General features: G+C 65.5%; 10 protein-coding genes. 8 read left to right on the forward strand and 2 right to left on the reverse strand.

All coding sequences use genetic code 11. The features are described from left to right. The first annotated feature begins 343 nt into the window (after positions 1 to 343). The 6 genes from J8I29_RS19830 (at position 344) to J8I29_RS19855 (ending at position 7,046) form a co-directional block, all read left to right on the forward strand. Positions 344 to 1,177 (forward strand): DeoR/GlpR family DNA-binding transcription regulator, encoded by an 834-nt coding sequence (locus J8I29_RS19830; RefSeq protein ID WP_209432977.1) that lies wholly within the window; start codon positions 344 to 346, stop codon positions 1,175 to 1,177. Between the two features lie 19 nt (positions 1,178 to 1,196). Next, positions 1,197 to 1,997, forward strand: coding sequence for a BtpA/SgcQ family protein (locus J8I29_RS19835; RefSeq protein WP_105863416.1), 801 nt, complete (start codon positions 1,197 to 1,199; stop codon positions 1,995 to 1,997). A gap of 119 nt (positions 1,998 to 2,116) precedes the next feature. Beyond that, positions 2,117 to 3,616, forward strand: a complete 1,500-nt coding sequence (locus J8I29_RS19840; RefSeq protein WP_209432978.1) for an FGGY-family carbohydrate kinase — start codon at positions 2,117 to 2,119, stop codon at positions 3,614 to 3,616. Beyond that, complete coding sequence (locus J8I29_RS19845; RefSeq protein ID WP_105863414.1) at positions 3,613 to 4,290, forward strand: HAD family phosphatase; 678 nt, start codon at positions 3,613 to 3,615, stop codon at positions 4,288 to 4,290. The genes J8I29_RS19840 and J8I29_RS19845 overlap by 4 nt, the downstream gene beginning before the upstream one ends. Before the next feature lie 92 nt (positions 4,291 to 4,382). After that, positions 4,383 to 4,703, forward strand: coding sequence for a hypothetical protein (locus J8I29_RS19850; RefSeq protein ID WP_209432979.1), 321 nt, complete (start codon positions 4,383 to 4,385; stop codon positions 4,701 to 4,703). 78 nt (positions 4,704 to 4,781) lie between these two features. Further along, positions 4,782 to 7,046, forward strand: a complete 2,265-nt coding sequence (locus J8I29_RS19855) for a N,N-dimethylformamidase beta subunit family domain-containing protein (RefSeq protein ID WP_209432980.1) — start codon at positions 4,782 to 4,784, stop codon at positions 7,044 to 7,046. 105 nt (positions 7,047 to 7,151) lie between these two features. On the opposite strand, the gene J8I29_RS19860 is transcribed toward J8I29_RS19855, so the two are convergent. Both J8I29_RS19860 and J8I29_RS19865 read right to left on the reverse strand, forming a co-directional pair. Beyond that, a complete protein-coding gene (locus J8I29_RS19860) occupies positions 7,152 to 8,066 on the reverse strand; it encodes a hypothetical protein (protein ID WP_209432981.1) in 915 nt (304 codons plus the stop codon). An 83-nt stretch (positions 8,067 to 8,149) separates the two neighbouring features. Next, on the reverse strand, positions 8,150 to 8,689 hold the full coding sequence (locus J8I29_RS19865; protein ID WP_209432982.1) for a DUF2569 domain-containing protein: 540 nt from the start codon (positions 8,687 to 8,689) through the stop codon (positions 8,150 to 8,152). 203 nt (positions 8,690 to 8,892) lie between these two features. On the opposite strand from J8I29_RS19865, the gene J8I29_RS19870 reads away from it, so the two are divergent. Beyond that, on the forward strand, positions 8,893 to 9,936 hold the full coding sequence (locus J8I29_RS19870) for a LacI family DNA-binding transcriptional regulator (RefSeq protein WP_209432983.1): 1,044 nt from the start codon (positions 8,893 to 8,895) through the stop codon (positions 9,934 to 9,936). Positions 9,937 to 10,030: 94 nt separating this feature from the next. Then, positions 10,031 to 11,284 carry an ABC transporter substrate-binding protein gene (locus tag J8I29_RS19875; protein ID WP_348536088.1) on the forward strand — a complete coding sequence of 418 codons (1,254 nt, stop codon included), beginning with the start codon at positions 10,031 to 10,033 and terminating at the stop codon, positions 11,282 to 11,284. The last annotated feature ends 7 nt before the right edge of the window (positions 11,285 to 11,291 follow it).

An 11,291-nucleotide genomic window follows, 5' to 3' on the forward strand; every position in this document is an offset into this window, starting at 1 on the left:
CGCGGGTGACCGCCAGGCCAGTTCCCGCTGAAAGCTACGTCCTGGGCTTGCGATGATCCGGCTGCAGTAGATCGATCGGTAGGAAAAACTCCCTTTGTGGATAAGATTGGCCTTGCCTGCCGGCAAGCCCCGCGGCGCGCAACCCCCGTCTCCGCTCCGGGCTTCACCCGGCACGGCGCGCCGTTTCATGCCATAAAATTCCGGTATTGCGCTCAAATGGTGCTTGCTACCTGATCGAAGATGTTACATCTTGTGATCGAATATGTTCGATTTTGTCATAGTGCATGCTGCCTTTGTGGGCGCTACAAGGGCAATCTGAATGCAGCTGAACATGGCGAAGAGAATGCAGATGACGCCCGTGATGACGAATGCTTCCCGGATCCCGGCAACGGCGCGGCGCGACAGGCTGATCCAGATGATCGGCCAGCGTCGCTACATCAATGTATCCGATGCGGCGGCGGAGCTTCAGGTTTCGGAAATGACGATCAGGCGCGATCTCGACCGCCTCGCCGAAAGCGGGCTGATCAGCCGGGACCATGGCGGGGCGACCGCGCGGGCGCCCGAGACGGCCTTCGACGCCGAGGAACCGGCTTTCGAGGTGCGTGGCCGGCGGCAGGCCGAGGCGAAGGAGAAGATCGCACGGGCGGCGGCTCGCCTGGTGCAGCCCGGGCATACCATCGGCATCGATACCGGCAGCACCACGCATCGTTTTGCCCGCGAACTGCTCGACCGCCCCGGGCTCCGGCTGTTCTGCAGCAATCTGCGTACGGCGGGGCTGCTGGCCGGCGGCAAGAGCCCGGTCTATGCCCTCGGCGGGCTGATCCGCCCCCATGAGTTTTCCGTATGCGGGCCGATGGCGAGTTCGCAACTCTCGACCCTGTGGCTCGACGCCGTCTTCCTGGGGGTCTCGGGCATCACCGCCCAGGGCATTTTCGACTACACGCTCGAAGATGCCGAGATCAAGCGTGCCTTCATGGAGCGCTCGCGCCAAGTGGTGGTGCTGTGCGATTCCTCGAAGTTCGACCACCGCTCCCTCGTGCAGGTCGGCCCCTACGGGCAGATCCACGTCCTCGTCACCGATGCCGCCCTGCCCGAACACCTGGCCGAGCCCCTGGACCGGGCCGGCGTCCAGGTCATCGTCGCCGGGCATGAGGCGCCGGCCTTCTCAGAACCTTAAGTTTCGATAGGAGTTATCGATGGTTTTCGACTTCCTCGGGCCCCGCCGCAAGGCTGTGATCGCGATGGTGCATATCGGCGCGCTGCCCGGCGCCCCGCTCTTCGACGCGAAGGGCGGCGTGAACAAGCTCATCGACGATGCCGCAAAGGATATCGAGAACCTGCAGGACAACGGCGTGCATGCGGTGATGTTCGGCAATGAGAACGACCGCCCCTATCGTTTCAAGGCTCCGATCGAATCCCTGGCGGCGATGACGGCGATCGTCACCGCGCTCAAGCCGCTGCTCAAGGTGCCTTTCGGCGTGAACTATCTGTGGGATCCCGCCGCCTCGGTGGCGATCGCGGGGGCGACCGGCGCTTCCTTCGCCCGCGAAATCTTCACCGGCCTGTTCGCCTCCGACATGGGGCTGTGGCAGCCCAGCGCGGCCGATGCCCACAAGCTGCGCCGCGAGGTCGGCCGTCCGGACCTCAAGCTGCTCTACAACATCAATGCCGAATTCGCGTCCTCGCTGGACAACCGGCCGATCGAGTTGCGCGCCCGCAGCGCCGTTTTCTCGTCCCTGGCCGACGCCATCCTGGTCTCCGGCCCGCTCACCGGCCAGCCGGCCGCCGCGGCGGACCTGAAGAAGGTGGCGGAGACGGTCAAGGATGTGCCCGTCTTCGCCAATACCGGCGTCAATATCGACAATGTCGCCGACGTGCTGTCGGTGGCTTCCGGCGTGATCATCGGCACGCATTTCAAGGTCGACGGCAACACCTGGAATGCCGTCGATCCGGCGCGGGTGAAGCGCTTCATGGACAAGGTCGCGCCGCTGGCGTGAGGTGGGTGCCGAATCGGGGGGCGGGTCTTCAGACCCGCCTGCCAACGCAGTGCCTGTCACAGAGCCGGGTCTGAAGACCCGCCCCCCATCCTGCGAATATACATATTTCGGAACTTTCCATGCCCTGCGTCCTCGGACTCGACATCGGCACGACCTCCACCATCGGCATCCTGATCCGGCTGCCGGGTGAGGTGCTCGGCCTCACCTCCCGCCCCGTGACGCTGCGCTCGCCCCATGCCGGCTGGGCGGAGGAGGATCCGAACCAGTGGTGGGAGAATGCCTGCGCCATCACCCGTGAACTGATCGCCACGAGCGGCATCGCGCCCGGTGAGATCGCGGCCGTCGGTGTTACCGGCATGCTTCCGGCCGTGGTGCTGCTGGATGGTGACGGCAATCTGATCCGCCCCAGCATCCAGCAGAGCGACGGGCGCTGCGGGGAGGAGGTGGCCGAACTGGCTGCCGAGATCGCGGAGGACGCCTTCCTGGCCCGGGCCGGCAACGGCATCAACCAGCAATTGGTGACGGCCAAGCTGCGCTGGCTCGAAAAGCACGAGCCGGAGGGCTTTGCGCGCATCGCCACCGTGTTCGGCTCCTATGACTACATCAATTGGCGCCTGACCGGGGTGAGGGCGGTCGAGCAGAACTGGGCGCTCGAGGCCGGCTTCACCGATCTTGCCAGCCATGACATCGCCGATGATCTGGTGGCGCTCGCCCATATTCCGCGCAGCGCCGTGCCGCCGCGCCGGCTGTCCCACCAGATTCTGGGTTCCGTCACGGCGGAAGCGGCCGCGGCCACCGGCCTCGATGCCGGAACGCCTGTCGTGGGCGGGGCGGCCGACCATATCGCCTCGGCCCTGTGTGCGGGTGTGGTGGCGCCCGGTGATGTCCTCCTGAAATTCGGCGGCTCGGCGGATGTGCTGATCGCCTCCGACAAGGTGGCGCCGGATCTGCGCATGTATCTCGACTACCATCTGGTGCCGGGGCTCTACGTGCCCAATGGCTGCATGTCGACCGGCGGCTCGGGGCTCAACTGGTTTGCCGCGACCTTCGCGGGCGGCGAGCGCGAGGCGGCCATCCGGGAGGGCCTCAGTCTGCACCAGCATCTCGACCGGCTCGCCGCCGACATACCGGCGGGGGCCGAGGGCGTGCACGTCCTGCCCTATTTTCTCGGCGAGAAGACGCCGATCCACGACCCCGTCATCCGGGGTTCCTTCTCGGGCCTCAGCCTGGCGACCGGGCTTGCCCATCTCTGGCGCGCCTTGCTCGAAGCCTATGCCTACGCTATCCGCCATCACGTCGAGACCCTGAATGACATGGGGCACGCCACTACCAATTACCTGGTTTCGGATGGCGGTTCGAACAGCGCGGTCTGGATGCAGATCGTCGCCGACGTGCTGCAGGTTCCCCTGCAGCGTCTCAACGGCCATCCCGGTTCCTGCCTCGGCGCAGCCTGGACGGCGGCCATTGGGGCGGGACTTGCCTCGGAATGGCCCGAAGTCTCGCGTTTCATCAGCCTGCGCGATCGGATCGAGCCGAATGCGCAGAACAAGGCAGTCTATGAAGCGGGATACCGGGCCTTCCGCGGGCTCTATCGCCGGCTTCGTGAGGAGGACGTATGAGAATCGAGGCTATCGCCTGGGACATCGACGGCACGCTGGTGGACAGCGAGCCGCTGCACCAGGAGGCACTCAATGCCATCAGCCGCGATCTCGGCATCGACATGTCGGACCTGCATGACGATCGTTTCCGCGGTATTCACATGGGTGATGTCTGGCGTATGCTGGAAAGCCGCATGCCCGCCGGCGTCACGGAAGAAAGCTGGGGCAAGGCGATCGTCGACTATTACATTGCCCGCGCCCACACGCTGCGACCCCTGCCTGGCGTGCTCGATCTCGTGCGCCGCTTCGCGGACGCCGGCATCCGGCAGGCCTGCGTCTCCAACTCCAGCCGTCCTGTGGTCGATGCCAACCTTGCCGGGCTCGGCATCCTGCCCTTCATCGCCTTCTCGATCAGTCTCGACGATGTCGCCAAGGGCAAGCCCGATCCCGAGCCCTATGCCACGGCCTGCCGCAGGCTTGGCGTTTTGCCGGCTCATGTTCTCGGAGTCGAGGACAGTCATACGGGGTTTGCCTCGGCCAAGGCCGCGGGCCTGCTGACCGCCTTCCACGGCGCCGGCGGCAAGGCGCCTGCAGGCGCCGATATCGTCTTCGCCGATATGCGCGATCTCGGGGCCTTCGTGCTCGCGCCAGTCGCCCCCGCCGTTCCATCCGGAGCAGAGCGCGTTCAGGCGTGAACGCTCATTTGCTCTCCCTCTTTGGTCTGACGCGTCTCTGCGATGACGTTTCAATCAAATCGCAAAACGCTCATGCCCGTGAAGGCTGTGCCATGGTCTACAAGATCGATCCCCAGGCGGACCGTCAGTATATCGAGGAATTCCGCCGCTGCCCGATCGGGCGCCACAGCCCCGGTCTGCAGCGCGTGCTGCACATCATGCGCCAGGATCCCAGCGGCAACCAGATGATCCTGTTCTGCCGCAAGCCCTTCGAAGAATGGGTGCTCGCCACCATGCCGCCCGACCGGCGCGATCCGATCGTCTATGAGGACGAGCCCGTCTTCACCAGCCGCGAGGAGGCGGAATGGGAGATCTTCCGCCGGCGCTGGCGCCTGCTGACCGGTGAGAGCATCAACCTGCCTTTCCGGGACTGAGGCGCGAGAGCCTTCACCCACAAGGGGAGAAGGCCTTTCCGCCCTGCCACGATAACAATTCCATCCGAGAGCCACCCCATGCTGAAAATTACCGGCTATCCCGATCGCTATTCGGTTGCTCCCGGCGAGACCATCGCCTTCAAAATCTCGCTCGAGGAAGGGGATGGCTTCGACGCCCGGCTGGTGCGGGTGCGGCATGGCGACTGCAATCCCGAAGGACCGGGCCTGAAATTTCCGCATGTGCCGACCGCTATCGACGGCCGCCACGCCGGCCGTCCCCAGCGCATCGATGCGGGCTCCTACATGCAGGCGACCAGCATGCCCGCGCTTGGCGCCCAGCCCTTCACCTTCTTCGCCATGCTGTGGCCGACATTGCCGTCCCGCGGGCCGCAGACCATCGCGGCGCAATGGGACCCGGCCACGCAGCGCGGCTTTCGCATCCAGATGCTGGAAGGCGGGCGCCTCGCCGTCATCGTGGGCGACGGCCCGGGCCGGCAGGCCGAATTCGCACTGCGCGACGGCATGCTGGTGCGCCAATGGTATGCGATCGCAGTGGCGATCGATCCCGCCGGCGGCCGCGTCATGCTCTCCCAGCGCCCGGTGAAGCCCTATGCCCATGTCTTCGATACGGGATTCGAGGAAACCAGCCTGGCGCTGTCGCTGCCCTCGGTCGAGGCGCCCTTCATGCTGGCGGGCTGCCAGCAGGCGGACGGCACGGTGACCGAGCATTTCGATGGCAAGATCGACGGACCCGCCCTGCTCGCCGGCTTCCACGCCCCCGAGGAGCATCAGGCGCTGCTGCTGACGCCGCGGCCGGCCGCCCTGCAGGCCAAAATCATCGCGCAGTGGGATTTTTCGCGGGAGATCGGCTCGACCCGGGCCATCGATATCGGCCCTTCGCATCATCATGGCGAGCTCTTCCATCTGCCGACCCGCGGCATGAAGGGCTGGAACTGGACCGGCGAGGCGCATGACTTCAACCTGAAGCCCGAGCATTACGGCGCCATCCATTTCCACCACGACGATCTCTACGACGCGGGCTGGGAAACTTCCGTCAGCCTCGTCATTCCCGAGGAGCTGAAGAGCGGCCCCTATGCGCTGCACGTCACCTGCGGCGACAGCGACGAGACGGTGACGCGCGAGAACTACATCGCCTTCTTCGTGCGCCCGCCGCGCCGGCGGCTCAAGGGCTCACGCCCCAAGCTCGCCATGCTGGCGCCCACGGCCTCCTACATGGCCTATGCCAATCATGGCGAGCACATCACCGCGCGCGGCGCCGAGCTCGCCATGAACCGGCTGCTCACCTTCGGCCATTCCGATGTCTATCTCTACGAGCATCCCGAACTCGGCGGCTCGCTCTATGACTGCCATGCGGACGGTTCGGGCGTGCATTATTCGAGCCGCCTGCGGCCGGTGCTCAATTTCTCGCCGCGCTATCATTCCTGGCTCGGCGGCCACGGTTCGGCGCTCTACCAGTACAATGCCGACACCCATCTCTATGACTGGCTCGATTTCCGCGGCGTCGACTATGACGTCATCACCGACGAAGATTTGCACGAGGACGGCTACGAGCTGCTGCGCGACTACCAGGTGGTGATCACCGGGACCCATCCCGAATATCATTCCACCCGGATGTGGGACGCGATGAAGGCATGGATCGATCGCGGCGGACGGCTGATGTATATGGGCGGCAATGGCTGGTACTGGCGCATCGCCTATCACCAGAGCCTGCCGGGCGTGATCGAATTGCGCCGGGCCGAGGACGGCATCCGCACCTGGATTGCCGAGCCCGGCGAGTATTACCAGTCCTTCAACGGCGAATATGGCGGCCTCTGGCGCCGCATCGGCCGGGCGCCCAACGTGATCTGCGGCGTCGGCTTCATCGCCCAGGGCTTCGACGTCTCCAGCCCCTATCGCCGCGCCCCCGACGCCGACAATCCTCGCGCCGCCTTCATCTTCGAGGGCGTGCCGGACGAGATCATCGGCGATTTCGGCCTGATCGGCGGCGGGGCGGCCGGCATCGAACTCGATTGCCTGGCCACGGATCTGGGCTCGCCCCCCAACATGCTGCGCCTGGCCTCCTCGGTCGACCATTCGCCGATGATGCTGCTGGTCAATGAGGAGTTCGGCGTGGTGCCGCCCAATATCGGCGGCGACGTCAATCCGCGCGTGCATGCCGATCTCGCCTTCGGCGAGACGCCGTCGGGCGGCGCGCTGTTCGCGACCTCCTCGATCGCCTGGTGCGGCTCGCTCAGCCACAACAATTACGACAACAACGTCTCCCGGATCACCTGGAACGTGCTGAAGCGCTTCCTGGAGGACGAGCCCTTCCCGGTGGCGTGAGAGGCACCTGAATTATCGGGCAGAAAGAGGCGCGTCCTGCCTTTCCCACGAAGTGGGGAAGGCTGCTCGCGCGTGTTCCGGCATGGTCGAGGAGGTCGGCCCGCACTACTTTCCGTAAGTGAGATTGATCCATCCGTCGGGGAACAGCTCGCCGGGCGTGGCGCTCCCGATCATGATGCGGAAGACGTCGTCGACACCCACCGGCTGGGGCAGCTTGATCGACAGATAGAAGGGCTTGGTCGCCTTGGGAAAATCCGTGAGCGCGGCGATGGTGTCCTCGACCTGCGCCGGGGGCATGTTGGTGAGGCTCAAAGTGATGCGCAGCCAGGCCGCGGCCTGGTCCTTGATCTGCTTCAGGCGGGCTGCAGGGTCGGCCGAGCCGCGAAGCAAGGTATAGCCGACGGGCAGGAGAAGCAGGCGCTGGATCTCGCCTTCCTCGTCCTGCAGGCTGAATTCGAGGGATTTCAGCGCCGTCCGCGTAACGATCGTCTTCGATTGGCTCTCAGTCGCCGTGGGGTCGAAACGGGCGATCTCGGCGGAAGCGCTGAGCGCCCCATGCCGCGTGTTGAAGGTGAAGGCGGTAAGCTTCAGCGTCTTGCTCGTCGTGTCCAGCTCATAGTCGATGGAGAAGGCGAGCGGGTCGCGCGAGAGCTGCAGCATGTAGTCCTGGGCGGCATCGCCCGAACCACCGGAGAGACGCATCCCCGTTGCCGTCAGGCGGAGCGCCAGCGGCAGCCTGCCGCCGTCCGCGGGATCAGGCTCGATCAAATCGACATCGACGGTGTCGATGGTGAACGATGTTGGCTTGGCCTCCGAACGCAGATTGCCGAAGAGGCAGCCCTTCGTTCCCTTGGCGTCGACCTTCTCGGCCGTGAGGCTGAGGGAGTGAGCCTCGGAGAAGGCGGCCAGCAGGTCGCGGCAGCCCTGCTCGGTACCCGGCGCGGCAGTCTGGGCCAAGGCGGGCGTCGCCAAGAGCAGCCATGCGGCCAGCAGGCCTGGCCGGAACGATCGGTGCGTCATCGTCATCGTCTCCTCGGGTCCCGCGGTGCGTGCCGGCAACGCTTCCGGAAAAAACGCTCCCGGCAGGGGCTATCGTTCCCATCTCACGAGAATATCTCGCCGAGCTGTCTGTCGGCCTCCTCCCGTGACCGGAACGTGTTCGCCACCCGCCGGGAACGCCGGAAATAGACGATCCAGATCAGGCAGATGGCGGCGATGAAGGGCAGGACCCAATAGTCCTGCGAACTCGCCTGCTGGAGCATGTCCTCCACCGTCCGATAGAGAAAGAAATCCAGGAAGCCGAGCACGAGTTCCACCGCATAGTAGATGATCATCCATCTCGGCGCCCGGGGCGAGCGTTTCAGCATCAGACAGAGGCAATAGCCGGCAAGAGCGACCCTGACGACTGATGTGAAGGTGTAGGCGAGAAGCGGCAGCCGGGCAGCCTCGAAGCGCCCGTCCTCCGCGCCGCCGACAAAGGGGCCGAGCAGGTTCCAGCCGGTCAGCACGGAATGGATTTCATAGGCTGAATAGAACGGATTGATGACGACATCCAGCAAGGGGAGGATGAGCCAGCCGCCGATGCCGACAGGCCCGGCGAGCGGGTGTGGTGAATCCAGCCTGTCTTGGCCCGCGATGCTCATCGGTCGTCACCATCGCCTCTTCCGTAACGTCCCTGGTCCATAGCATCCACGCCGGGCTCGCCCAAGTGACTTGGGTTACCCCTGTGTCCAAGTGACCCCACGCACCGCCTCCCCTGGCATCGGAATACCCGCTGTTCGACTCCGAGCTTGACATTTTCCAAAACGTTTTGGATTCTCTTCAAAACGTTTTGAAGAGAAAATAAGTGAGTGAAACGTCGCGGGCAATCGGGCTCAAGGAGCTCGCCAGGGCGCTCGGCCTGTCGGTGCCGACGGTCTCGCGTGCGCTCGGCGGCTATTCCGACGTTTCCCAGAAGACGCGGGAGCGCGTGGCCCAGGCCGCGCGGGAGCATGGCTATGTCGCCAGCCGCGCCGGGCGCATGCTGGTCTCCGGGCGCTCCAATGCCATCGGCATGATGCTGCCGCAGCCGGCGGGACAGATCACCGATGCCTTCGTCGGTGAGTTCCTGCTCGGTCTTGCCGACAGCCTTGCCGAGCTTGGGCGCGATCTCTTTCTGGCCGCCAGTTCCCAGCACCGCGACGAGTTGCAGGTCCTGCGCCATATGGTGGACGGCTCGCAGGCCGACGGCATCGTCATCAATCGCCTGACCGTCGACGACGCCCGGGCGCGCATGTTGATCGCGCGGCGCATTCCTTTCGTCGCCCATGGCCGGTTGATCGAGGCGCCCGGCCCCTATTCCTGGCTCGACACCGATGGTGAGAAGGCGCTGGACGGGCTGGCGCGTCAGCTGGCCTCCCTCGGACACCGGCGCTTCGCCCTGGTCATGCCCGATGTGGCCTACACCTTCGCCCATTTCCGCAGCCGCGGCCTGGAGCGGGCCTTGGACCAGCTCGGCCTGCCGCTGCACCCCGAACACGTCGTCAAGGTGGCTCCCAACGACCATGAGGGCGCCCATGCCACGGCGCGGGCGCTGCTGTCGCTCGAGCCCCGGCCGACGGCGGTGATCGCGTTGACCGATCAGCTTGCCTTCGCCGTGCTCGACGTCGCCCGCGAACTCGGCCTCGGCGTGCCCGGCGACGTCTCGGTCGTCGGCTTCGACAATGTGCCGATGGCAGCCTACGCCCATCCCCCGCTCACCACCTTCGACCAGAACATCCGGGAGAGCGGTCGCATTGCCGGCGACATGGTGATCGCGCGGATAGAGCAGGGTGAAGCCGGCATCAGGACCCTGCTGCTGGAACCGAAGCTGGAGCTTCGAGCCAGCCATGGGCCCGCGCCCGGCGATTGAACGATTGCGATTTCCAAGGCCCGCAGCGGCCGCACCAGGAGGCAAGCGCATGCATAAGGGGGAGGCGAGGATGGCGGCACGGAGGAGAGGATTTGTGAGCGGCGTTGCCCTGCTGGCCGCGCTGGCCGCACCCTCGATGGCGGGGGCACAGAACCTGCTGTTCTGGTCGACCCAGGCGACGCCCGTGGAGGAATCGCAGGCCATTCGCGACAATGTGCTGCCAGGCTTCGGCAAGCCCGTCACCTATTCCGCCCAGGAGGCCGGCCCGTTCATCACCCGTATCCAGGCCGAGCTGCAGGCTGGATCGGGGGCCATCACCGTGCTGGGCGGCCTGCATGGCGAGCTGGCCAGCATTCCCGACGGCCTCGTCAATCTCGACGGCGTGGTACCTGCCAGGGCCGTCGCCGAAAGCTATATGGGGTTCGGCAAGCTCGGCACGGCCGAGCAGAAATACATTCCCTGGATGCAGGCGACCTATGTGATGATCGCCAGCAAGCAGGCGCTGCAATATCTGCCCAAGGGCACGGACCTGCAGAAGATCACCTATGAGCAGTTCTATGCCTGGGGCAAGGCGATGGCGCAGGCCTCTGGCGGTCCCAAGATCGGCTTTCCCGCCGGCCCGAAGGGGCTGTCGCATCGTTTCTTCCAGGGCTATCTCCTGCCTTCCTTCACCGGCGCGGCGGTGGTGAAGTTCAAGTCGCCCGAAGCCGAGAAAATGTGGAGCGACTTCCGCGACTTCTGGCACGAGGCGGTGACGCCGGCCTCCACCTCCTATGCCTTCATGCAGGAGCCGCTGCTGAACGGCGAGGTCTGGGTGGCCTGGGACCATGTCGCCCGGCTCAAGGACGCGCTCAACCAGAAGCCGGACGATTTCGTGGTCTTTCCGGTGCCGGCCGGGCCGAAGGGACGCGCCAACATGCCGGTGATCACCGGCATCGCCGTGCCCAAGACCTCGAACGCGCCCGAGGATGCCAAGGCATTGGTCGCCTATATGCTCAAGCCCGAGACGGAGATCGCCATGGTGAAGGCGACCGGCTTCTTCCCGGTGGTCGACGTCAAGCTGCCCGACGACATGCCGGCCAGCGCCAAGATCCTGGGACCGGTGGTGGCGGCGCAGAACGCGGCGACCGATTCCCTGCCCGTGCTGCTGCCGATCGGCATCGGCGATGCGGGCGGGCGCTACAACAAGGTCTTCTCCGATACGTTCCAGCGCATCGTGCTCGGCGGCCAGCCGGCGCGCGAGGTGCTGGACCAGCAGGCGCAGTCGCTGCAGGCCATCCTCGACGAGAAGAAGGCCCCCTGCTGGGCGCCCGACCCCAAGAGCGAAGGGGCCTGCAAGGTCGAATAGCCGTAGC

It is taken from the genome of Labrys sp. LIt4 (assembly GCF_017813775.1).
GTDB lineage: Bacteria > Pseudomonadota > Alphaproteobacteria > Rhizobiales > Labraceae > Labrys > Labrys okinawensis_A.

Coding starts and splice junctions, on each gene's coding strand:
- J8I29_RS19835 (WP_105863416.1), top strand. CDS start 1,197: ATGGTTTTCGACTTCCTCGGGCCCCGCCGCAAGGCTGTGATCGCGATG.
- J8I29_RS19840 (WP_209432978.1), top strand. CDS start 2,117: ATGCCCTGCGTCCTCGGACTCGACATCGGCACGACCTCCACCATCGGC.
- J8I29_RS19860 (WP_209432981.1), bottom strand. CDS start 8,066: ATGACGCACCGATCGTTCCGGCCAGGCCTGCTGGCCGCATGGCTGCTC.
- J8I29_RS19845 (WP_105863414.1), top strand. CDS start 3,613: ATGAGAATCGAGGCTATCGCCTGGGACATCGACGGCACGCTGGTGGAC.
- J8I29_RS19830 (WP_209432977.1), top strand. CDS start 344: ATGCAGATGACGCCCGTGATGACGAATGCTTCCCGGATCCCGGCAACG.
- J8I29_RS19865 (WP_209432982.1), bottom strand. CDS start 8,689: ATGAGCATCGCGGGCCAAGACAGGCTGGATTCACCACACCCGCTCGCC.
- J8I29_RS19855 (WP_209432980.1), top strand. CDS start 4,782: ATGCTGAAAATTACCGGCTATCCCGATCGCTATTCGGTTGCTCCCGGC.
- J8I29_RS19850 (WP_209432979.1), top strand. CDS start 4,383: ATGGTCTACAAGATCGATCCCCAGGCGGACCGTCAGTATATCGAGGAA.